At 38.5% G+C, this 23134-nt stretch carries 19 protein-coding genes and 3 pseudogenes; 6 read left to right on the forward strand and 16 right to left on the reverse strand.

Annotated elements, in window-relative coordinates; genetic code table 11:
• Positions 1-55: 55 nt before the first annotated feature.
• Positions 56-1186: a BamA/TamA family outer membrane protein gene (locus tag N824_RS24525; protein WP_048907764.1), complete on the forward strand. Its 1131-nt coding sequence runs from the start codon at positions 56-58 to the stop codon at positions 1184-1186.
• On the opposite strand, the gene N824_RS24530 is transcribed toward N824_RS24525, so the two are convergent.
• Complete coding sequence (locus tag N824_RS24530) at positions 1183-1983, reverse strand: O-methyltransferase (RefSeq protein ID WP_235207281.1); 801 nt, start codon at positions 1981-1983, stop codon at positions 1183-1185. The genes N824_RS24525 and N824_RS24530 overlap by 4 nt on opposite strands.
• 17 nt (positions 1984-2000) lie before the next feature.
• On the opposite strand from N824_RS24530, the gene N824_RS24535 reads away from it, so the two are divergent.
• Positions 2001-2870 (forward strand): transglutaminase-like domain-containing protein, encoded by an 870-nt coding sequence (locus N824_RS24535; protein ID WP_048907765.1) that lies wholly within the window; start codon positions 2001-2003, stop codon positions 2868-2870.
• Between the two features lies 1 nt (position 2871).
• Here the strand turns inward: N824_RS24535 and N824_RS24540 are convergent, their stop codons facing one another.
• The 3 genes and pseudogenes from N824_RS24540 to N824_RS24550 all read right to left on the reverse strand — a co-directional run bounded on the left by N824_RS24540 (position 2872) and on the right by N824_RS24550 (position 5443).
• A complete protein-coding gene (locus tag N824_RS24540) occupies positions 2872-3786 on the reverse strand; it encodes an alpha/beta hydrolase (protein WP_048907766.1) in 915 nt (304 codons plus the stop codon).
• Positions 3787-3788: 2 nt separating this feature from the next.
• A protein-coding gene (gene prfB / locus N824_RS24545) for a peptide chain release factor 2 (protein WP_152542455.1) occupies positions 3789-4863 on the reverse strand; the annotation gives its coding sequence in 2 pieces (ribosomal slippage) (positions 3789-4802 and positions 4804-4863; 1074 coding nt in all).
• Positions 4864-4939: 76 nt separating this feature from the next.
• Positions 4940-5443: pseudogene (locus N824_RS24550) on the reverse strand (hypothetical protein).
• Positions 5444-5612: 169 nt separating this feature from the next.
• Here N824_RS24550 and pgi point away from each other — a divergent pair.
• The 3 genes and pseudogenes from pgi (at position 5613) to N824_RS36360 (ending at position 8083) form a co-directional block, all read left to right on the forward strand.
• Entirely contained in the window at positions 5613-7262 is a 1650-nt protein-coding gene (gene pgi / locus N824_RS24555) for a glucose-6-phosphate isomerase (RefSeq protein ID WP_048907768.1), read from the forward strand.
• Between the two features lie 274 nt (positions 7263-7536).
• A pseudogene (locus tag N824_RS36355) lies at positions 7537-7863 on the forward strand (DUF4251 domain-containing protein).
• Between the two features lie 52 nt (positions 7864-7915).
• Positions 7916-8083, forward strand: a complete 168-nt coding sequence (locus N824_RS36360) for a DUF4251 domain-containing protein (RefSeq protein WP_255327483.1) — start codon at positions 7916-7918, stop codon at positions 8081-8083.
• 13 nt (positions 8084-8096) lie between these two features.
• Here N824_RS36360 and N824_RS24570 read toward each other — a convergent pair whose 3' ends face one another.
• The 9 genes from N824_RS24570 to N824_RS24610 all read right to left on the reverse strand — a co-directional run bounded on the left by N824_RS24570 (position 8097) and on the right by N824_RS24610 (position 18948).
• Entirely contained in the window at positions 8097-9203 is a 1107-nt protein-coding gene (locus tag N824_RS24570) for a glutaminyl-peptide cyclotransferase (RefSeq protein WP_048907770.1), read from the reverse strand.
• Complete coding sequence (locus tag N824_RS35260; protein ID WP_306413934.1) at positions 9184-9426, reverse strand: YraN family protein; 243 nt, start codon at positions 9424-9426, stop codon at positions 9184-9186. Before N824_RS35260 ends, N824_RS24570 begins: the two co-directional genes overlap by 20 nt.
• Before the next feature lie 118 nt (positions 9427-9544).
• Positions 9545-11518, reverse strand: a complete 1974-nt coding sequence (gene dnaG, locus N824_RS24580; protein ID WP_048907771.1) for a DNA primase — start codon at positions 11516-11518, stop codon at positions 9545-9547.
• A gap of 46 nt (positions 11519-11564) precedes the next feature.
• The gene (locus N824_RS24585; protein ID WP_048907772.1) at positions 11565-12230 is read right to left on the reverse strand and encodes an SGNH/GDSL hydrolase family protein; all 666 of its coding nucleotides are present in this window, start codon (positions 12228-12230) and stop codon (positions 11565-11567) included.
• 54 nt (positions 12231-12284) lie between these two features.
• Entirely contained in the window at positions 12285-13229 is a 945-nt protein-coding gene (locus tag N824_RS24590) for a hypothetical protein (RefSeq protein ID WP_048907773.1), read from the reverse strand.
• A 175-nt stretch (positions 13230-13404) separates the two neighbouring features.
• Positions 13405-14592, reverse strand: a complete 1188-nt coding sequence (locus tag N824_RS24595; protein WP_048907774.1) for a M20 family metallopeptidase — start codon at positions 14590-14592, stop codon at positions 13405-13407.
• Entirely contained in the window at positions 14576-15028 is a 453-nt protein-coding gene (locus tag N824_RS24600; RefSeq protein WP_048907775.1) for an SPOR domain-containing protein, read from the reverse strand. The genes N824_RS24595 and N824_RS24600 overlap by 17 nt, the downstream gene beginning before the upstream one ends.
• A 68-nt stretch (positions 15029-15096) precedes the next feature.
• Positions 15097-18411, reverse strand: coding sequence for a preprotein translocase subunit SecA (gene secA / locus N824_RS24605; RefSeq protein ID WP_048907776.1), 3315 nt, complete (start codon positions 18409-18411; stop codon positions 15097-15099).
• A 234-nt stretch (positions 18412-18645) separates the two neighbouring features.
• On the reverse strand, positions 18646-18948 hold the full coding sequence (locus N824_RS24610; protein ID WP_048907777.1) for a hypothetical protein: 303 nt from the start codon (positions 18946-18948) through the stop codon (positions 18646-18648).
• Positions 18949-19106: 158 nt separating this feature from the next.
• On the opposite strand from N824_RS24610, the gene purD reads away from it, so the two are divergent.
• Positions 19107-20378, forward strand: coding sequence for a phosphoribosylamine--glycine ligase (gene purD / locus N824_RS24615; protein ID WP_048907778.1), 1272 nt, complete (start codon positions 19107-19109; stop codon positions 20376-20378).
• 241 nt (positions 20379-20619) lie between these two features.
• Here purD and N824_RS35265 read toward each other — a convergent pair whose 3' ends face one another.
• From N824_RS35265 to N824_RS24625, 3 genes and pseudogenes are all read right to left on the reverse strand, one after another.
• Complete coding sequence (locus N824_RS35265; protein WP_235207283.1) at positions 20620-21366, reverse strand: peroxiredoxin; 747 nt, start codon at positions 21364-21366, stop codon at positions 20620-20622.
• 11 nt (positions 21367-21377) lie between these two features.
• Positions 21378-21773: pseudogene (locus tag N824_RS35270) on the reverse strand (DUF4369 domain-containing protein).
• A gap of 108 nt (positions 21774-21881) precedes the next feature.
• Positions 21882-23063 carry a formimidoylglutamase gene (locus N824_RS24625; protein WP_048907779.1) on the reverse strand — a complete coding sequence of 394 codons (1182 nt, stop codon included), beginning with the start codon at positions 23061-23063 and terminating at the stop codon, positions 21882-21884.
• Between the last annotated feature and the right edge of the window lie 71 nt (positions 23064-23134).

Genomic DNA, 23134 nt, shown 5'->3' on the forward strand with positions numbered 1-23134 from the left:
GCCTTAAAGTTGCTAGGCAGAACTGATAATTAAATTTTTCTACTATTTTAGGCCAATGAAGAGAATTTCCCTGTGCACCGTATTTGTTTTAATAGCCCTAAATTCAATGGCGCAAAAGAAACTAATAGAGCGCTATCTATCTAATAAAACAGATTCCTCACGCAGGCCGAGTTTTATGCCCGTTCCAGTTTTTAGATATACACAAGAAATAGGTCTTGAATTTGGCATCGGGGCGCTCTATTCGACTTATCTAGATAGGAAAGACCTTACAAATCGCAGTTCAAATTTCTCAACTGTACTTTCTGCATCTACCAAGGGTCAATATAATATCTCTCTAAAAGGAGATGTTTGGACTAAACAAAATACACACCACTACATTGCCGAAGTGCGTTTTAAAAGAATGCCCTTCAATTTTTATGGTGTAGGTAATGAAACACTTGCAGCCAATGAAGACAGACTTATTCAAGGTTATGCGAAAGTTGGCCTCGAGGCCGAGAAACTACTCCTACCCCATATGTATACAGGCCTTTCTCTGGGTTTTGAGAATTATCATTTTACAGATAAAGAAGTGGGGGGCATTTTCACTACCGACCAAACACTAATTCACAAAATAGGAGGTTCTGTATTCTACGCTGGAATTTCTCAAACATATGATACCAGAAACTCTAACAATTATACCACCAAGGGCTTTTACGGAAAAGTAACCTATCAATATGCCCCAGACTTCTGGGGAGGAGAGAATTTCACAGGAAGCTTAATCAAGGCTAATGTGCGCAATTTTTGGTCTTTATCGCCCAAGTTTGTCATCGGAGTAAATGGTTTATTCCATTCTGTTCAAGGAAAAAACACCCCTTTCTACTTATTACAGCAAATGGGTAACGACGAAATGATGAGGGGCTACTATACCGGACGATACAGGGAAAGAAACTTACTTGCCGGACAAGCAGAATTACGCTATCGCTACAACAACAGATTTGGAGCTGTCGTATTTGGGGGTGCTGGACAAGTATTCGATAATGGTGACCTTTCAATCAAAAGTTTTAAACCTTCTTATGGCGCTGGTGGTCGATATTTCTTCGACCCTGAAAAAGGACTAAGTGTTCGTGTCGATTATGGCATTGGTGAAAAACGAGCTAATGAAAAACGTCAAACCGGTTTCTATATCAGTTTGGCCGAAGCATTCTAAAACTTTATTTTAAAATGCTCTTTAGCCTGTCCTTTTCTAAAATAAACCAACCCTATCCAGAACAAATCAATTGTAACAACCACCTCCGGATGGTTCTTAATTTCTTGCCAGGCCTCTTTCATTCCCTTACTCCAATATATATCATCAAATATGAGCAGTGAGTTTTCATGAATCTTAGGTAAGCACCAATTGAAATAATTTAATGTAGCCTCTTTTCTATGATTACCATCAATGTAAACAAAATCAAGCTTTTCTGCTTGAGCTATAACGTCAGGAAGTAACACATCAAAATTTCCAACCTGCAATTCAACATTTTCAAGATCCAGTTCTTTAAAATTATTATGCGCAACTTTTGCAGTTTCCGGACACCCCTCAATTGTAATAACATCTGCTTCAGGACATGCCTTCGATAAATAAGCTGTAGTTACACCTAAACAAGTACCTAATTCAATAATAGTTTTAGGATTATTGTCTTTTGCTAAACGATAAATCAATTGAGCCAAAGCAGGATTCTTCAATGCGTTCTTTGCAATCTGACTTACCTTCTTTGTGCGGTTCTTATTTAAATGAGAACCTGCACCCAGATCGGTCACAGTTACTAATGAATCGTCATTGAAAAGTTTTTTTCTCTGCGCTTCAATGCTTTTATATTCAATTTTAGACTTAAAATCGTAAATTACCTCATCCGTAAGTTTATAAACAAATGGGGAATGGGTACCATGCCTGCTTTTTGAGGTAAAGCGATGCTTCAGATAATCACTGATAAAGTTAAAAACCATAGCCGCAAAAATAGGCATTCAAATTTGTATGTTTAATGGAAAACATTAAAGAAATAACTGCTTTAGTAAAACTTCTTGATGATCCCGATCAGGAAATCTATCAACACGTTGAGGGACGGCTGCTTGAATATGGCAACGAAGTCATTGACTACCTTGAAAATGCTTGGGAACATTCATTAGATTCTTTGCTTCAACAAAGAATAGAAAATATTGTACATAAGATACAGTTTTCAAATGTCAAGGAAGATCTTAATTTATGGTATCAAAGCGGGGCATTTGATCTGTTACAAGGGGCCTTAGTCATTAACCGCTATCAATATCCTGATCTTGATGAAGATAAGGTGATCCTTCAGATTGAAGAAATCAAAAGAGAAATCTGGTTAGGATTGCAATACGAAATGAGTTCTATTGAAAAGATAAAACTCATCAACCATATCTTTTATAACATTTACGGTTTCAGTGGAAATACAAAAAACCATCACGACCCACAGAATTCATATATAAACCAAGTACTGGAAAGTAAAAAAGGCAATCAGATCTCGCTTGCCATCATCTATTCGACACTTGCGCAAAAACTGGATATCCCTGTATATGGTGTAAACCTGCCTCAGCATTTTATTTTAGGATATATAGACGAGAGCAAGCGAGAAGAACAGGAATTTGGAGTTCTTTTTTACATTAACGCATTTAACAAGGGTGCCATATTTGGTAAACACGACGTTGATCAGTTTCTCCGCCAGCTAAACCTCGACCCTCTTCCAGGATTTTATGCACCCTGCAGCAACGTAGAGATCATCAGGCGCGTTATCCGCAACCTGATATCTGCTTATGAGAACCTGGGTTCAAAAGAAAAGGTTGAAGAGCTTAAGGAATTACAGGATATCCTGGCAAATACTGAGCTTTAAGTTATAGAAACTTATTACTTTTCATCCAATTCGTCAGCCTTTCAAACCAGTCGTCTGATGTGGTTTTGTTGTTCAAACCAAAACCATGTCCGCCGCCTTGATATAAATGCATCTCCGCCTTAACCTTGTTAGCCACCAATGCCTGATTAAAAATAATACTATTTTGTACCGGCACCCCATTGTCATCATTAGCGTGAACTAAAAATGTTGGTGGTGTCTGTGGCGTTACATGTTTCTCATTTGAAAAATATTCTTTTTGTGTCTGCGTTGCATGGGCACCTGCCAGATTATTTGCAGAACCTGTATGTGGTGATTCAATAAATGAAATAACCGGATAAATTAAGATAGAAAAATCTGGTCTCAGACTAAGCTTCTCTTTATTCTCAATTTTCACATCATTGTAGTGAACCGTTAATGTCGAAGCAAGGTGTCCACCTGCAGAAAAGCCCATAACACCAATTTTTTCCGGGTCAACTTTCCATTTCTTAGCTTGCCCCCGTACCAGATAGATAGCTTGTTCTGCATCCATCAATGGACCAAATGATTTATCAACCATTATTGCATCATTAGGTAAGCGATACTTCAGCACAAATGCAGCTACACCTATATCATTAAATCGCTTTGCAACATTATACCCCTCATGATTAATAGCCAAAATACCATAACCACCACCCGGGCAAATGATAACGGCTGCTCCCGTAGCCTTTTCCTTTGAAGGTAAAAATACAGTAAGCGTTGGTTCAGATACTTTACTGATCCGTATAATTCCGTCATCTCCAACAGGAGCGGTCTCCATAAAATCTGCAGGTGCTGGTTTTGATCCCGGTATTACACCGGGATATAATTTAACTATTTCCTGAGCATTCAAATTAGCTGTACACATCAGTATCATTAATAACGAGGTAAAATATTTCATCTTTAAAATTCCATTAAGTATGCTTTTAAAAAGTTGTTTATATCTCCATCCAGCACGGCCTGCGGGTTTGAGGTTTGGTAATTCGTCCGATGATCCTTCACCCTCCTGTCATCCAGCACATAGCTCCTGATCTGCGAGCCCCACTCTATCTTTTTCTTACTTCCTTCTACCAAGGCTGTAGCTTCCATACGCTTGCGCATCTCGATCTCGTAAAGCTGCGATTTCAATAAGCGAATAGCATTTTCTTTATTCTGAAGCTGTGAACGCGACTCCTGATTCTTAATGATGATTCCGGAAGGTTTATGATATAAACGAACTGCAGTTTCTACCTTGTTTACATTCTGTCCACCGGCACCACCCGACCGAAACGTTTCAAACTCTATCTCTGAATCCTTCACTTCAATTTCTATGGTGTCATCCACCAATGGATATACATAAACTGACGCAAAAGAAGTATGTCTTCTTGCATTGGAATCAAATGGAGAGATTCTCACAAGGCGATGTACCCCATTTTCCCCCTTTAAATACCCGTATGCGAATTCACCTGATATTTCAATTGTAACTGTTTTAACACCCGCAACCTCACCTTCCTGGTAATCCTGTTCGCTTACTTTGTATCCATTTTTCTCCGCCCACATTAAGTACATACGCATTAGCATATAAGCCCAGTCGCAACTTTCTGTACCTCCGGCACCCGCGGTGATCTGCATTACGGCATTCAGCTGGTCTTCTTTGGTTTTGAGCATATTTTTCAGCTCCAGATCTTCTATGGCATTTACGCAGAGGTCAAATTGTTCCTGCATTTCTGCTTCAGTAGCGTCTCCGCTCTGCCAGAAGTCGAAAAGAACCTGAGTGTCTTCCATCAGGCTGTTAGCGTGCTGCCAGCCATCAGTCCACACCTTTTTAGAGTTTATTTCAGCAATATGTTTTTCGGCTTTCTTGGGGTCGTCCCAAAAATTTGGTTGCAGGGTAAGTTCCTGCTCAATACGGATATCTTCTAATCGGTTTTCAACGTCAAAGGTACCTCCTCAGCGACGCTACTCTGTCCCTTAAATCCTGAATTTGTTCTTTAGTCATAATCACAAATATATAATATAAAACACAAATGGCTACTTAAACAATGTTTAAATAGCCATTTGCGAAATTGGGAGAATTAATTAAAAAGTCCCTTAAGCTTATCTATAACTCCATCTCCTTTACCCTCTGTTCCAGGCGCACCATCATTATTTCCTGTAAACATTCCTGTAATGTCCGACAGATCAAATTTACCATCGGGCCCTGCAAGGTTACCCAATACGTCTTTAATATTAAATGAACTATCGTTTGGATCGTTAGTCTTATTTACAAACTTTTCCATTATTGTAGGAATAATAGAAGCAGCAATACTTTTTGCAGAATCCAGATTTATACCTAAACCTGCCAGTTTCTCGGTAAAACCGGATNAYGSMWGAKCAACAACTGAACCTGTACCTCCATTTTTAAATGTATCTACTAAACCACCAATATCTCCTGATGACAGCTTTTCTTTTAGCGCATCAATAATAGAACCTGATGCAGCTTCAATAGCTGCGTCATTTTGCTCATTTGGAACTGCACTATTATTCACAATAGCGTCCTGAACATTTTCCGTTACCAATTGTTTTAAATTCTCAATCATAGCTAGTTTTTTTATGGCAATGCATTGCCTATCATATTTAAATATAGCTAAAATAATTCTCTTGTATGAACTTCTGATGAAACTATGTTTATCATTAAAATATTAAATCTCTGCAATCAAATTTTGTGAAATAAAATAAACCGCTACATTTACAAAAACACTAATTATTATGCTTCCAACAGTAAACTTTACAGAAACCGCCGCTTACAAATACCTGGCCGATCACTTCATCAACATTAATGAAAAAAGCTTAAAACAGCTATTTGCAGAAGATGAAGGCCGCTTTGAGAAATTCTCATTAATATTTGAAGATATCCTGGTAGATTATTCGAAAAACCGAATTGACGATACCACTATAGCTCTACTCATTCAATTAGCCAGAGAATGCAAATTAGATGAAGCAATAAAGGCAATGTTTAGTGGAGATAAAATTAACCAGACAGAAGGCAGACAAGTATTGCACGTTGCATTACGCGAGCCTGCCGATGGCGAAATTTTTGTAGAGGGCAAAAACGTTGTTAAAGACGTCCATCACGTACTTTCAAAAATGGAAAAATTCAGTAACGCAATCATTTCAGGAAGTTGGAAAGGCTACACCGGCAAAGCGATAACTGATGTTGTTAACATTGGTATTGGAGGTTCTGATTTAGGCCCTGTAATGGTTACTGAAGCTTTAAAAGCATACAAAAATCATTTAAATATGCATTTTGTATCAAATATAGATGGCACCCACATTGCAGAGACCTTAAAACAAGTTGATCCGGAAACTACACTGTTCCTGATTGCCTCAAAAACATTTACTACTCAAGAAACCATGACCAATGCAAATACTGCAAGAAGCTGGTTTCTGGAAAAAGGGGCAAAAGCCGATGATATTGCAAAACATTTTGCAGCCTTATCAACCAACGCAAAAGACGTTTCTGCTTTTGGAATTGATACTGAAAACATGTTCGAATTCTGGGATTGGGTTGGTGGAAGATATTCCCTTTGGAGTGCCATCGGACTACCAATTTCATTGAGTATAGGTTTCGATAACTTCAAACAACTTCTTGCAGGAGCACATTCGGCAGATCAACACTTTGAAACTGCAGAATTTGAAATCAATATCCCCGTATTATTGGGCCTTATAGGTGTTTGGTATATCAATTTCTTTGATGCCGAAACTCAGGCTATTTTACCTTATGATCAATACATGCATCGTTTTGCAGCTTATTTCCAACAAGGCGATATGGAAAGCAACGGTAAACATGTAGATCGTAATGGAAACGATGTAAACTACGAAACCGGCCCCATCATCTGGGGTGAGCCTGGCACAAACGGTCAGCATGCCTTTTATCAATTAATTCACCAGGGAACGCGCTTAATCCCTTGCGATTTTATTGCCCCTGCACAAAGTTTAAATCCTATTGGCGATCATCATCCAATTCTTTTATCAAACTTTTTTGCTCAAACAGAAGCCCTGATGAATGGAAAAACCAAAGACCAGGTAGTTGGAGAACTTAAAAAAGAAGGTAAGTCAGACGAAGAGATTAAAAAGCTGGCTCCATTTAAGGTTTTCGAAGGAAACAGACCAACCAATTCTATCCTATTGAAGAAAGTTACACCATTTAGCTTAGGAAGCCTGATAGCTATCTATGAGCATAAAATATTTGTACAAGGCATTATATGGAACATCTTTAGTTTTGATCAGTGGGGTGTTGAACTTGGTAAACAATTAGCAAAAAGTATTTTACCTGAACTGCAAGACAATAATGATGTTTCTTCTCATGATGGATCTACAAACGGATTGATCAATCAATACAAAGTCTGGAGAAGTTAGTTAACAAAATATTGTAGTTCGCATATTAGTTGGCTCATTTCTAGCCACCTCGTCATCCTGAATTTATTTCAGGGCCCCAGACTTGCAAAGCCATTTTTCTCTTCCGGGACCCTGAAATAAATTCAGGATGACGATCGTTTTCACAATCACATTAAACCTTTTAGTGTTAATTTGTTCTAACCCAACAGAGTAGCATGATCCTATTTTATGATTAAAAAGGTTTAATGCTATTTTATTTGTAAATTGAGATATAAACAATTTAAAGTAAATCATCATGAAAACGCTTAAAAACACATTACTGTTGGTTATCATGTTCATCGCGATACAGGTTTCCGCCCAAACGGATAAAGAAACCACCGCAAGACTGGTAGAAGCCAAGACTATGGTATTTAATGCTACAACAGCATTACCAATGGCAAATATGGACCTTAATAAAGTTCTGCAGAGATTCCCTGGGGGGCAGGGAAGCGGGGCAATCCAACTTAGTGGATCCCAATACACGCTAACAATAGCTAAAGATAGTGTCGAAGCATATCTACCTTACTACGGCAGGGCATACAGTGCAAATTTAAATCCTAAYGACKCTNNCWTNYRAATTTAAATCTAAAGATTTCACCTACAAAACCGAGAAAAGGAAAAAAGGTGGCTGGTTAATAACCATTAGACCAAAAGACACTAAAGACGCGCAGTCACTTACGCTTAGTGTTGGAGAAAAAGGATACGCAGTGCTTAACGTAACCAGTAACTACAGACAAGCCATTGCATTCAACGGCTTCATTAGCGAGCCTGTTGTAAAGTCTAATAATGCACCTGCAAAATAATCAAAGAATGGCGTTAGTTCTTCTTTACAGGAACTAACGCTATTTCAAACAACTTAGGCCACTTCTTTCCGGTAACAAACAGGCGTTTACCTTGTTTATCCCAGGCTATACCATTTAAAACGTCATTTAAGATACTGTCTTCTGTTTTAAAGTATCCCTTTGGCAATAATCCGCTCAAGTCTATTTTCTTCTCAACAATCCCTGTATTAGGATCTATTACCACTAAGTAATTGTATTGATAAATATTTGCGTAGATCTTTCCGTCTATATATTCAAGCTCATTGATAGAATCAACTGCCCCAAGGTTATCATAAACATCAATCACACGTTCATCTTTGTAGGTATCCTTATTCATAAAATAAAGTCGATTTGTACCGTCAGACATGATCATCTGTTTACCATCATAACATAAGCCCCAACCCTCTCTGCTGGTTTGATAAGGAAATGTTCCAAGCTGTTTAAAGGTTTTGGCATCATATACAAAACCTGAATTCGCTTTATAGGTTAACATTACAATCTTATCGTCTACAAGTGTAGATCCTTCTCCAAAATATTGCTTGTCAAGATCCACCTTTTGCAAAGCCTTGCCAGTTGCTAAATCTACCCATCTTAATGTCGAGAAACCGTTCTCACCAGTGCTTTCCAATAATCTTCCATTATGGTATTCCAGTCCCTGAGTATATGATGAGGTATCGTGAGGATAAGTTTTAACAATTTTATAAGTTAGCAGCTCAGGGTTTAATCCCGATCTTAACACAATATTAATTGTCGAAGTATCTTTTTTACTCCCGTCGTCAGTTATTGCGGTAATTATCTTATATCCTACGGCCAGTCCTTTTGTTTTTATACTTATGGCCTCTGCGCCGTTCTTTGTTTCAACGGTTTTACCGTCTACCTGGTAAGTGACAGATTTAATCTGGTTGTCTTTTGGAACATCGAGTTCCACTTTTACCTCATCACCCAAACCAAACATTTGCCCTTGTTCGGGTGCTTTAAATCCAACTACGGAAACAGAAGGTTCATTCTTACAAGAAAAGATAAATGAAACGCTAAATAGTAGAGAAAGGATTGGTATTACCTTAAAGAAATTGGTGTTATTTTTAACTTGGCCAGAATGCATCTTCAATATGATTAATTTTATAAAGGTGTTTATTTTCAAAAACAATTGCAATAATATCGAAACGAATTTCACCTTCGTGGTTATTCATTTCAATGTAGGCAGATGAAGCATACTCAAGTTGTCTTTTCTTCTTAATGCTTACAAAATCTTCAGGCTTACCATAATCTGTCGAACTTCTTGTTTTTACTTCAACAAAAATTATTGCCTCTTCCTGATTAGCTATAACGTCAACGTCCGCTCTTCCGTACCTCCAGTTCCTTTTTTAGTATCCGATAACCCAGATTTTCTAAATACTCTTTAGCATATCTTCTCCTCGTTCACCTAATCGTTGTGACTGGCCATTACTTTAATATAACAGTTCCAAGGTATTTAGAAATATCCCGCTCAACACCCTTTATCATCATGTGGCGTTGCATCAAAATCTCCTGGTTTACCGGGTCGGTTTCGCCTGCAAGTTCTTTTGTAATATCGGTAAGCATCTTGCCAATTTTGTTCTTTTTAAGATGATAGAGCCCACCAAAAACTGTTGCTTTCAAGTTTATGCTCTCATCTCTAACATAAATATTATGTCTGTTTTCCCAATTCTCGCTTAGTGAGTAGGGCGAGGTTGATAGCGTGATAGCAAGATCAACAATCCGCCTGTCTCCACTTTTAATAAACTGACTGGCAACAGGCAAATGACCGTTTTCTATTTCTTCTCTGTACGTATCAATAATGAGTTTACATATCTCATCTTCAAAGGTAACATCAGCTAAGTTCTGTATAATAAAAGAACCGATATACATATTGTCTATCTTATCCCAGGTAACCAGCTCATGACCAAATGCCAGTAGTAGCCGAATGATCTCGCGTTCCTGAATTAGATTGGTATCTGCAGTTTCTACCTGCTCTGCAGGTCCGGCCGACTCTCCCGGGTTCTCAAACAGATTATCAGGTGGCCCATCTTGCTGATATGGGCTTTGTTGGTATTGCGACTGCTGAGGTTGGTTGCCCCCACTTGTTTTTTTAAATTTGGCGGCCCTGATTTTATTCAGTTCAGAAAGCAATATCCTTTCTTCAACCTGCAACAAACCACTGCATTCTCTTATAAAAACAGAAGCTTTAATATCGTCAGGTATTTTAGCGATACTTTCTACAATATCTCTAATAATACCTGCCCTTTTTATAGGATCAGTCCCAGCCTCTTTTAACAGGATGCTGGCTTTATATAGAATAAAATCCTTACGGTTATTTTCTATGTACTTTTTAAACTCTCCCGAACCAACATGATGCATGTAAGAGTCAGGATCATGACCATCCGGAAAAAGAACAACCTTAACGTTCAATCCTTCTTCAAGGATCATGTCTAAACCACGCAGAGAGGCTTTAATACCCGCAGCATCACCATCATAAAGAATGGTAACATTTTCCGAGAACCTACCAATCAGCCTTATTTGTTCGGTAGTTAATGATGTTCCCGACGAGGCCACCACGTTTTCTATACCAGCTTGGTGAACAGCTAAAACATCTGCATAACCTTCAACCAGATAACAGTTATCTGCATCTCTAATTGCCTTCTTAGCATGGAACAAACCATAAAGCACATTAGATTTATGGTAAATATCGCTTTCCGGTGAGTTTACATACTTAGGAACATTTTTATCTGTTTTTAATGTCCTGCCTCCAAAACCAATTATCCTTCCGGTAAAATTATGAATTGGGAACAGCACCCGGCCTCTGAAACGGTCATACAGCCTGCCTTTATCATTCCTGATTGCAAGGCCAGTTTTCTCGAGATATTCTTCTTTATGTCCTGCTCCAACAGCGCTCTGGATCAAAGCATCCCAAGTATCGGGCGAATAACCCAATTGGAATTTCTTTAAAATATCCTCTCTAAAACCACGCTCCTTAAAATAACTTAAGCCAATTGCTCGGCCATCCTCACCTGTCCACAGCTCATTGGCAAAGTAATTTGCAGCGTACTCAGAAACGATGTACAGGCTCTCGCGGGCATTCTGTGCTTCTATATTTTGAGGCGACTGAACAGTCTCCTCTACTTCTATATTATATTTATTGGCCAGAAATTTAAGTGCCTCCGGGTAGGAGTACTTTTCATGGTCCATAATAAAGTGAACAGAATCGCCCCCTTTACCACACCCAAAACACTTATAAATCCCCTTGGCCACCGATACGTGAAACGAAGGGGTTTTCTCATTATGAAATGGACAATTTCCAATTAAACTTGAGCCACGCTTTTTTAGAGTTACAAAATCACCAACCACCTCCTCAATACGAGCGGTTTCCGTGATTTTGTTTATGGTATCCTGATCAATCATTCCCTATTATTTATCCTCTCTTCCAAATGCAGCAAAATGCTGAAATCTATTTTACCAATGGCAATAACTTTTCTGCTAAAGTCTGATTGCCCTTTTCATTCAAGTGCACACCATCAGAAGTTAAAATTCCTTTGTCTTTATCTTCGGTATTATGGTCAGCGTTATAAGTCTTAAATATTGCCCTCAAATCACAAAGGGGAAGGTTATTCTTAACAGCCAGTTCTCTTATAGCACCAGAATACTTATCCAAATCCCCATCCATCTCATTTATGCCATTCTTTTTCTCACCAATTACTGCTGGAGTACAAAGAACAACCTTGGCGCCATTTGCCTGAATCTTATTTATCAATGCCTGATAGAACTTAATGAACTTATCGTAATCTGTTCCTGTTCTGCTCGACTGCTTGTGCCATACATCATTAACCCCTATGTAAATTACTACCAGATTTGGTTTTTTGTTCAGTACGTCTTCTTCCATTCGAAGATAAAGGTCATATACCTTATTACCACCAATACCTGCACCTATAACCTCATATTTTGTGGGGTCAAGCGCCTTTTTTATCAGGTCAACGTACCCACCCGGCTCAACGCCGGCCTGAGTAATAGAATCTCCAAAGAAGATGATCTTTTTGGGTTTATTATTCATAGCAGAGAAAAGTAATACCATAAGAAATGCAGACAGTAACGGCAGTGATTTGAAGTGAGTTTTCATTGTTATAATCTTTTAAAAATAAAAGCTTAAAGAGGTTATTACGAAGTTAAAAAATTACTTTCCTTTTCCAAGGTGATAATCCTTATGTACAATTAAAAAGCTGGCACGTTCTTCTTTTTTTAAAGGATAGTCCCAATTCCCCTGATAAGAGATTTTGGTGGGCAGTTTTTCGTCGCCGAAATAACTGGTTTCAATATTCATCTGAACATTAAAATCAAACAGCATATTACTGTATTTCATATCTACATAACGGCCCAGAATTTCAAAAGTACGCTTGTCAAATATGGTAGTAAGCTCCTTTATCATCAATCCTTCTTTGGTTCCATTACTCAAATCCTTCTTCACTGTAACCTTAAAACGATATACCGGTATTGAATCCAGATATGTTCCGCTATAATAGCTATAATCGTAATATTGCCGCATATTAGCAGTAAAAATTTCTGTTTTACTGCCAATAAAAGGTAACCCTTTAATTGGTTTTCCCGGAGCAAATATCAATGTCTTTAATTTATCCTTATACCCCGCATTTGCACCATCCGCCTTACCTCCCTTTGAATCTTCTTCCGAAAATTCAGTTTTGTAAGCATTCATAAAGATATAGTCAAACATTTCAATCGTATACAATTGGTATTTGCCATTCTTTCTGTATACCTTTCCGGTATCCTGTTTTGCAAGGTATACCATCTTTTCGGGACCTTCATTAGTATGTTTGATCTTGCGATAGATCCGCCCGTCTACCTTATTTTTCTTATTATAAGTATAGATGTTGTTCTCTGCAATGAAATTATACTTCTTCATATTTCTGAAAGCCTTATAAAAGCTTTCATCGGTAATAATGGCGTTGATAAAAGTCTCTACACCAAATTTTTGAGCAGAGATATTTACGGCCGAATCAAGCTGTATTGTTTTAATAGTATCTGGATTAAAACGATCAATTCCCTGAGCAGATCCTTTCAAAGTAATTCCAACTAGTACAGCTAACAAAAGTATTTTCTTCATCTATTCTAATTATGTAGTCGGTCGTCAAGCGTTCGTAATCCTGGTTTGGTAAGCACTCGTCATCCTGAATTTATTTCAGAATCCCGTTTGAGCAGGTTTTGAGTAGTATGTTCGTTATCCTGAAATAAATTCAGGATAACGAATGTACTAGGATAACGCATATAACATGATCCTATTAATTACCCAGCTGCTTAAGCGCAACATAAGCCATTAATCCTGTAGATGTCTTTAGAGCATCTTCATCAATATCAAAGTTAGGCGTATGAACAGAATAGGTGGTTCCTTTTTCTTTATTTCCTGTTCCTAATCTATAGAAGCAAGCGTCTGTAACTTGCGAGTAATACGCAAAATCCTCTGCAGCCATCCATATATCCAGATCAACCACATTCTCTTTACCTAAATAATCTTCAGCAAAAGCACGCGCATTAGCGGTTAACTTCTCTTCATTTATCAAATAGGGATAGCCGTCCATAATTCTAAAATCACAGCTTCCACCCATACTTTCCGCCATTCCTTCAGCCATTTTTTTCATTAAGCGTTTTGCTTCTTTGCGCCATTCTTCGTTTAATGTTCTAAAGGTACCTTCAATTTTCACCTCATTAGGGATAATATTCGTTGCCCCATTAGCTTGTACTTTTCCAAAAGAAAGTACAGAAGGTAATCTCGGATCCGCATTTCTGCTCACAATCTGCTGCAATGCAATAATAATATGAGAAGTGATCAATACTGGATCTATATTTTGATGTGGTTGTGCACCATGCCCGCCCTTTCCATGAACCGTTACATACAATTCATCGGTAGATGCCATATAAATACCTGAACGGAAGCCTACTTTACCGGTATCAATTAGAGGCATTACATGCTGCCCAACTATTGATTGCGGCTTAGGGTTTTCAAGCACACCCTCCTTAATCATAATACTTGCACCACCAGGCAAAACCTCCTCGGCAGGTTGAAATATCAACTTAATAGTACCTCCAAATTCAGCCTTTAAGCTATTCAGAATATAAGCACTGCCTAATAAAGAAGAACTATGCACATCGTGTCCGCAGGCATGCATTACCCCGGGATTTTTAGAAGCATAAGGTTTCTCATTAGCTTCCAATATAGGCAAAGCGTCCATATCTGCACGCAATGCAATGATGTTATCAGATGGAAGATCTCCCTTAATAATTCCTACAACTCCTGTATTGGCCATATCAGAAAAAGGAATACCCCAATCTGTTAAATGCTTTTTAATATATGCTGAAGTTTCAAATTCCTTAAAGGAAAGCTCTGGGTTGGAATGAAGGTGCTGACGGTAGCCAACAACCTGTTCAAAAATATCATTTGAAAGTGCCTGTATTTTATCTTTCTGGATCATCGTTGTATTCTAAATTAGGTGCATTAATCTTTTCCCTGAATATAAATAGCGTAGGAAAATTACTTCTTAGTTCGTTCATAAATCGCTGAGCTTCCAGGCGTGTCCGGAAATCTCCTACCCTTAAATAGTAGTTAGGCTCTTTATAAGTGATATAAGTATTGACTGCTGGATAAAGTGAATTAAACCTTGATTGCTCATTAAAAACCTGTCTTCTGTCTGATCCATAAAATGCCTGAACCCTATATCCCATCTGAGACACCACTGGCCCAGGCTTATAGGGTATAGTCCCCGTGCCCTGCTGCTTTGTATTTAACGCAATGCGTTTTGCTATTAAGCTATCTATCATTGGGTCCTTAATTATAGTTACCTGACCCCTGGTTTGAGCAAACAGACCAAAAGAGGAACAACAGAATAACGCAGCAAATAGTAGTTTCATGAACAAGGCTTTAAAAAAAGAATGCCGATTTTTTTACAAAAATCGGCATTCTTTATCTTTATTACAAATTACAATCCTGCACCGTGACAGTTTTTGTATTTCTTACCACTTCCACAAGGGCATGGTTCGTTTCTTCCTATTACCGTATCCTTACGGATAGGCTGCTGAGGCACATGTTCACGTGTATCCTCCATCTGAGCAACATCAGCTGAACTTGTAGCCTGATTAAATTCAGGTTTAGACATTTTCAATCTGCTTGGTGCTGGTCTTGGAGCCTGCGCTTCCCTTACATCATTAGGATCTGTCTGTACCGGAATTCCACCTTTATACAAGAAACTAACCACCTCTTTATTTACCGCATTTAACATGTTTTTAAATAAGTTAAATGCTTCCATTTTATAGATGATCAATGGATCTTTTTGTTCGTATACCGCATTCTGTACAGATTGCTTTAACTCGTCCATTTCACGTAAGTGCTCTTTCCATGACTCATCAATAAGCGCAAGTACAATTGTTTTCTCAAAAGATCTGGTAACTTCACGACCACCATTATCAATTGCCTTTTTCAAACCTACAGGAACCTGTACACTACGTACACCATCAGTAAAAGGAACAACGATTTGCTCTATCTGCTCACCACGCTCCTGATATACCTGAGTTAATACCGGCATAGCCTGAGCAATAATTGCATCGGATTTTCTTGCATAGAAAGTAGTTACTTCCTCAAATAATTTATCTGTTAAGTGATGAACGCCTTTTGAGCTGAACTCAGCTTCATCAATAGCTGTATCTGCAGAGAAGTTTTTAATTACCTCAAGCTTAAAGCCTTCATAATTTCCTTCTTCTTTGTATTCAGTTACAATATCTTCCGCAACATCAAATACCATATTGCTCATGTCAACATCTAAACGCTCGCCAAACAAAGCATTTTTACGTTTAGCATAAATAACAGAACGCTGAGAGTTCATAACATCATCATATTCAAGCAAACGCTTACGAATACCGAAGTTATTTTCTTCTACTTTTTTCTGTGCACGCTCAATAGATTTGGTGATCATTGAATGCTGAATTACCTCACCATCCTCAATACCCATTCTTACCATGATGTTAGAGATTCTTTCAGAACCAAATAACCTCATTAAGTTATCCTCTAATGACACGAAGAACTGAGATGAACCCGGATCTCCCTGACGGCCTGCACGACCACGTAACTGTCTGTCTACACGACGAGACTCATGACGCTCTGTACCAACAATTGCCAAACCACCAGCATCCTTAACGCCTGGGCCTAATTTAATATCCGTACCACGACCAGCCATGTTGGTTGCTATTGTCACCTGACCAGGTTGTCCTGCTTCAGCAACAATATCAGCCTCTCGCTGGTGCATCTTCGCATTCAGTACATTATGTTTAATACCTCTCAGTTTCAACATACGGCTTAGCAATTCCGAAATCTCAACCGAAGTTGTACCTACCAATACCGGGCGGCCTGCTTCAGTTAATTTTACGATCTCTTCTGCTACTGCATTATATTTTTCACGAACAGTACGGTAAACATAATCCTGATGATCTTTTCTTGAAATAACTCTGTTTGTAGGTATTTCTACCACATCCAGTTTATAGATAGACCAAAACTCGCCAGCCTCTGTAGTAGCTGTACCTGTCATACCGCAAAGCTTGTGGTACATACGGAAAAAGTTTTGCAAGGTAACGGTAGCATAGGTCTGCGAAGCATCTTCAACTTTTACATTTTCCTTTGCTTCGATTGCCTGGTGTAAACCATCTGAATAACGACGGCCATCCATAATACGACCAGTCTGCTCATCTACAATTTTAATTTTACCTTCATCAATGATGTACTCAACATCGATCTCAAATAAAGTATATGCTTTCAACAACTGGTTTACAGAGTGGATACGCTCAGCCTTAATAGAGTAATCGCGCATTAAAGCATCTTTCTGGGCTATTTTTTCTTCACTGGTCAATGATGATTTTTCGATATCAGCAATCTCGGTACCTACATCAGGTAACACAAAGAAATTGTGGTCTTCACCAGATTTCGTGATCAACTCAATACCTTTCTCAGTTAGTTCAACCTGATTGTTTTTCTCATCAATATAGAAGAACAATTCCGAATCTACCTTAGGCATATTCTTAGACTGATCTGCCATATAATGGTTTTCAGTTTTCAATAAGGTTTGTTTTACACTACCCTCACTTAAGAACTTGATCAATGCTTTATTTTTAGGCAAACCACGGTGTGCGCGTAAAAGTGCTAAACCACCTTCGCCCTCTTCTGTACCGGTTTTACCATCATTAATTAATTTTTTTGCTTCGTTTAAAGCTTTGGTAACATATTCTTTCTGAGCAGTAACCAAACGCTCAATACGTGGTTTTAACTCATGAAATTCATGCTGATCACCAAAAGGAACAGGTCCTGATATAATTAATGGGGTACGGGCATCATCAATTAAAACTGAATCGACCTCATCCACCATTGCAAAATGTAGCTTGCGTTGTACCAGCTGATCAGGAGTTTGCGACATATTGTCACGCAAATAATCGAAACCAAATTCATTGTTGGTACCATAAGTGATATCAGCAAGATATGCGTCTCTGCGTTCCTGAGAATTTGGTTCATGTTTATCGATACAATCAACCTTTAAACCATGGAACTCAAATAAAGGACCATTCCACTCCGAGTCACGTCGTGCAAGGTAATCATTCACCGTTACGATGTGTACACCTTGTCCGGCAAGTGCGTTCAGGTAAGCAGGCAGCGTACTTACTAAGGTTTTACCCTCACCAGTGGCCATCTCTGCAATTTTACCATTATGCAATACCATACCACCAATCAGCTGAACATCGTAATGTACCATGTTCCAAACTACCTCGGTACCCGCAGCATCCCATTTATTGGCCCAAAGTGCTTTATCACCTTGTATGGTTACATTCTTTTTGCGGGCAGCATAGTCGCGGTCAAACTGAGTAGCCGTAACTTCCAGTTGCTCATTTTCAGAGAAACGTCTCGAAGTTTCTTTTACTACTGCAAATGCAGCAGGCAGAATCTCAGACAATACTACTTCTAATTCCTTATCACGATCTTTGATTAAAGCATCAATCTGATCGTATATGGCTGTTTTTTCAGGCAATGACAATTCCTGGCTTTCAGCGTCGGTTTTTAAACCGCTTATTTTTCCATCTATTTCTGCTAACGCTTTAGCGATAACATCTTTAAAATAAACTGTTTTATTACGCAGTTCATCATTGCTTAGTGCAGATAATTTTGCGTACTCTTCGTTTATTTTGACTACTATAGGCTGTAATGCCTTAATATCTCTTTCTGATTTGCTTCCAAAAACCTTGGCTAAAAATCCTAACATGTATACTTGTGTTTGTTTATTACTATTATTAAAACTGATAAAATTACAACAACCAAGCCATTACCAGGCTGTAAGCCAGAATGTCAGTTGTCGGTCCGCTCAATGTTTTCGCTTTACGTCATCCTAAGTTTATTTTCAGAATTCCGGTTTAGCAGGAATTGAGGCATGTGCGAGATCCTGAAATAAATTTGCTTCGCAGCTTCTTTGAGGTCAGGATGACGATGAATGCTAAGATTAGGGACTGTTATTCTTGGGCTGTTCCCTTATGGTAAGGTTTGAGATGTTTTGATTGTGAGCCCTATATTTAATGATATGTGCTTCAGGAAGTACTCCAATTGTAGTTAAAGCACTATAAGATAAGAAAAAAGGATACCTCGAATCGTCAGGCTGACTTGAGCGAACAGTTGCCTGTTCTGTGTTCACCTGCTGCTTATTGCAGTACTTTTCGGTTATAAGTCTTAGCCCCTCAACCCGCTCGGCTTTGGCCAAATGGGTAAGACTAAAAAATACAAGTGATAAAGTAACAATGTGTCTCATGTTGGCGGCAAATCTAATTTTAATCTTTTACAAATCGAAATCTATTGACAAACAACCTTTTCTAAGCATATTTTATGCCTAATTTAAACTTAGCCTGTGATAATTTAGCTAAAGCGGTATATTTGCCCACACAGACCCAACAATTAAATCATATATAGATGAATATCTTACTATTAGGATCAGGAGGAAGAGAAAGCGCCTTTGCCTGGAAAATGAGCCAGTCTCCTCTTTGCTCTCAATTATTTATTGCACCTGGTAATGGTGGTACAGGAGCTTATGGAAAAAACATAAACCTTAACATCAATAATTTTGAAGCCGTAAAAGCATTAGTTCTTAAAGAAAACATAGAGCTTGTAGTAGTTGGCCCCGAAGAACCTCTTGTAAATGGTATTCATGATTTTTTTGCTGAGGATGAAAGTTTATCGAAAATCCCGGTTATCGGACCAAAAAAAGAAGGCGCAATTTTAGAAGGCAGTAAAGATTTCTCTAAACAATTTATGGCACGCCATGGCATTCCTACGGCAAGCTCGCGCTCTTTTACCAGCAAAACTTTAGAAGAAGGTTTAACTTACCTGCAATCTCATGCACTTCCAGTTGTATTAAAAGCGGATGGATTGGCCGCCGGAAAGGGTGTTTTAATTATAGATAATACTGCAGAAGCTCAGGAAGAATTAAAACTAATGCTTAGCGGTAAGTTTGGTGATGCCGGAACTACGGTAGTAATCGAAGAGTTTTTAAGTGGTATCGAGCTTTCGGTATTTGTGCTTACAGATGGCGAAAACTATGTGATACTCCCTGAAGCAAAAGATTACAAACGTATCGGACAAGCAGACACGGGCCTAAACACTGGTGGTATGGGTTCCGTATCTCCGGTTCCTTTTGCCAGCGACGCGTTTTTAGACGAGGTGGAGCGTGATATTATAATTCCAACCATTAACGGCTTAAAGAAAGATAAAATCAATTATACAGGCTTCATCTTTTTTGGCTTAATTAAAGTAAACGAAAAACCTTTTGTAATAGAATACAACTGCCGCATGGGCGATCCGGAAACGGAAAGCGTAGTTCCAAGGATCGAGAATGATCTGGTAGAGCTTTTCATTGCAACGGCCAAACAGAAATTAAAAGGATATAAATTAAATATCAGCCCTAAAAATGCCGCAACTGTAATGATTGTTGCAGGAGGATACCCTGGCGAATATGAAAAGGGCAAAGCCATTACCGGTATTGACAATGTACGCCAATCTTTGGTGTTTCATGCCGGAACAGCGCTTGAAGGTGGTGTTGTAAAAACAAACGGTGGTCGTGTTATTGCAGTTAGCAGTTTACAAGATAGCCAGTTTGATGCATTACAATCAGCAACAGCTGATGCTGCCCGTATCTATTTTGACGGCAAATACTTTAGAGAAGATATTGGTTTTGACTTAGTGTAGCAAGCACTAACCTACCTTTACAGGACAAAAAATGGGTGTATCATAAATCTGATACACCCATTTTTTGTCCTATCGAGATGACGGGGAGTAATGACGAACATGCTTTCGTTAATCAATCATTACACATTCTTTAAACAATATACAATTGACTGTGCAATGTGTTATGATTGTATAAACATTGTATAAACCCCCAATTTTCACAGGAAATTCCCCCCGAAATTGACAACCAATTAAGCGGGTTTTATTTACTTTTTGGAGCGCCTATTACTTCCGCAAGTTTGCTTTGTAATTCTTCTCCTCTTACATTTTTTGCAATGATTTTTCCGGTTGGGTCAATCAGATAATTTGCAGGAATACCACGAATACCATACATWTYGGNAASWGCRTTATCCCAAAACTTCAAGTCTGATACGTGAGTCCATGTTAAGCCATCATCTTTAATGGCTTGCAACCAAGCTTCTTTCTGGCCAGGTTTATCTAAAGAAACACCAAGAACCGTAAAGTTTTTGTCTTTATAAGTATTATATGCCTTAACTACATTCGGATTTTCGCCCCTACAAGGTCCACACCATGAAGCCCAAAAATCAAGCAACACATACTTCCCTTTAAAATCAGATAATTTAACAGGCTTATCGTTTACATCATTTTGAGTAAAATCCATTGCCAACGAACCAACATTATTTTTCTTTAATGATAATAGCATCTCGGCTATGCTTTTACCAAGATCAGTAGCTTTAACCTCAGCAGAGAATTTGTTAAAATCAGGCTCCACAACGGTTGGGTTAGCATCGGCCCCTATTGTTCCTGCAAATGCTACCAGAGCAACATAAGAATCACGATTAGCTAAATAAAACTGTTTATTAATATCTATAAACTCTTTTTGAAGTGCTTCGCTACGTGCCTGGACAGTTTTTATATAGTTTTCATCCTTACGCTCTTCATCGGTTTTGCGCTTATACTCCGCTTCTAATGCAGCGTTTTTATCCATAACAGATTTTGTTATRSCKWYRYWCTTNNRRYATCATCATCATTCACGGCAGAACCTTTTACTATTGCATGTTTAACAGAATCGGTAGCCGAATTAACTACAACCGTTTTTGGCTCCAGGTAAAATCTAAATAAATCAACAGCTGCCGGATCTGTTGGGGCAGGAGCTTTATCATCATGAACAACTCTAATTGCTGCCTGTGATATTCCGGTTAAGGGGCCGGTAAACGAAAACTTACCTCCCGCAATAACGGCTGAATCCACAACCTGGGTACTTCCTGTTTTATAATATAAAAATGCTTTGGCCGGGGCGTTTAAGTTCCCAACTTTGGCCTGCAATGTGAATTTTCCTTGTGCCATAGCTGCAACAGGCAATAAACAAACTGCAGTAATTAATAATTTCCTCATATTGTGTTCTTTAATTTTAACAAGCACTGGTACAATTTCTTATATAATAGTATGCCTGCACTCAAATATAAATTCAAGCTCCTACATAACGCAATAAAAAATGTAAAATTATAATAGTTTCTGGAATGTGCGCCACCAAAGATCAGGCATTTCGCCATTTACAGCAGTCGTATAATCATCGTAACGACATGGTACTAAGTGAAATCGCTCATTTTTTGAAATTCCTGTAGGATAAGGGACCTGCATCCACCACCTATCTGATTTTTTACTTTTAACAAACAACATCTCTCCCGTTCCATCATTTAAACTGGCCCTGTAAATCAGGTATTGAGATTTTGGTGTAAGCGGAAAATCCTTTTTACGATTGTAATAGCCATCAACAAAATACCAAACCATTTGAGCAAGCAGCATGGCTGTTTGCCCGTTGGTATCAAAGGCAGGATTAAATTCATAGAAACCGATAGAGGTAAGCTTATCACTCATCCCTGCGTATCTGGCAATACGGCAAGCCTGCTCGCCATAAAAGCCATTTGGCCCTGCATTTGCATTTGCCGCAGCATCAGATGAGCGAATTGCGCCAATATCGAAACTGAGCATATTCGCGTTGCGAACAATCGGTTCGGTTAAACTGATATCATCTGCAAATTCACCTAACCGGTGTACATCAAAATAAAGCTTGCTCATTACCTTTAAGCTTTCCTGATTCACATAATAGGTTTGATAACCAATATTACTAAAGTTAAAAAGGTAGTTTGGCTGGTGAAGTAGTATTTTATTTAAATAGGTATCTGATTTGGCAGCAAGTCCTTCCTGATCTTCTTCATCAAGGTCAAATTTACTATCTACAACCACCAGATCTACCTTTTGCTCCAGGCTTTCGTAAGCCAGGTATTGCGCATAAGTAAGGTCTTGCCCGCCTCCAATAATAATAGGTACAATGTTTAGCTTAATCAATTCAGACACTACCATTTTTAATGCTACGTAGGTATCAGAAATTGAAGCGCCGGCCTTTATATTTCCCAGATCTATAATTTTACTGGTATAGGCGCCTTCATTTAGACCGTAAAACTGGGCACGAAAATAGTCGGGAGCAAGGCCGCAGCCTTCATTATTTACAGAAGCGCGGTCATCTTGTACTCCAAAAATGGCAATATCGTATTCATTTTCTTCAAGGTCAGGAAATTTATCTGTGTAAAAAGTAGCCTTCAAACCTAGCTGGCTGGTGTAAAATCCCGCTTTTGGTGAGAATTTGTCTGGGCTTAAAGGTGAAAAAAAATCGGATAAAGACATATAGTACTATAAATGTATGCCATCAAATATCTATTTTTGAGAGCATATTTTAATGAACATCCTAAAAAAAA

It is taken from the genome of Pedobacter sp. V48, assembly GCF_000523515.1.
Classification (GTDB): Bacteria; Bacteroidota; Bacteroidia; order Sphingobacteriales; family Sphingobacteriaceae; genus Pedobacter.

What these genes read in the sequence shown, in the direction of transcription:
- N824_RS24525 (WP_048907764.1), top strand. Translation starts at nt 56, where the DNA reads ATGAAGAGAATTTCCCTGTGCACCGTATTTGTTTTAATAGCCCTAAAT.
- N824_RS24530 (WP_235207281.1), bottom strand. Translation starts at nt 1,983, where the DNA reads ATGCCTATTTTTGCGGCTATGGTTTTTAACTTTATCAGTGATTATCTG.
- N824_RS24535 (WP_048907765.1), top strand. Translation starts at nt 2,001, where the DNA reads ATGGAAAACATTAAAGAAATAACTGCTTTAGTAAAACTTCTTGATGAT.
- N824_RS24540 (WP_048907766.1), bottom strand. Translation starts at nt 3,786, where the DNA reads ATGAAATATTTTACCTCGTTATTAATGATACTGATGTGTACAGCTAAT.
- pgi (WP_048907768.1), top strand. Translation starts at nt 5,613, where the DNA reads ATGCTTCCAACAGTAAACTTTACAGAAACCGCCGCTTACAAATACCTG.
- N824_RS24570 (WP_048907770.1), bottom strand. Translation starts at nt 9,203, where the DNA reads ATGCATTCTGGCCAAGTTAAAAATAACACCAATTTCTTTAAGGTAATA.
- dnaG (WP_048907771.1), bottom strand. Translation starts at nt 11,518, where the DNA reads ATGATTGATCAGGATACCATAAACAAAATCACGGAAACCGCTCGTATT.
- N824_RS24585 (WP_048907772.1), bottom strand. Translation starts at nt 12,230, where the DNA reads ATGAAAACTCACTTCAAATCACTGCCGTTACTGTCTGCATTTCTTATG.
- N824_RS24590 (WP_048907773.1), bottom strand. Translation starts at nt 13,229, where the DNA reads ATGAAGAAAATACTTTTGTTAGCTGTACTAGTTGGAATTACTTTGAAA.
- N824_RS24595 (WP_048907774.1), bottom strand. Translation starts at nt 14,592, where the DNA reads ATGATCCAGAAAGATAAAATACAGGCACTTTCAAATGATATTTTTGAA.
- N824_RS24600 (WP_048907775.1), bottom strand. Translation starts at nt 15,028, where the DNA reads ATGAAACTACTATTTGCTGCGTTATTCTGTTGTTCCTCTTTTGGTCTG.
- secA (WP_048907776.1), bottom strand. Translation starts at nt 18,411, where the DNA reads ATGTTAGGATTTTTAGCCAAGGTTTTTGGAAGCAAATCAGAAAGAGAT.
- N824_RS24610 (WP_048907777.1), bottom strand. Translation starts at nt 18,948, where the DNA reads ATGAGACACATTGTTACTTTATCACTTGTATTTTTTAGTCTTACCCAT.
- purD (WP_048907778.1), top strand. Translation starts at nt 19,107, where the DNA reads ATGAATATCTTACTATTAGGATCAGGAGGAAGAGAAAGCGCCTTTGCC.
- N824_RS24625 (WP_048907779.1), bottom strand. Translation starts at nt 23,063, where the DNA reads ATGTCTTTATCCGATTTTTTTTCACCTTTAAGCCCAGACAAATTCTCA.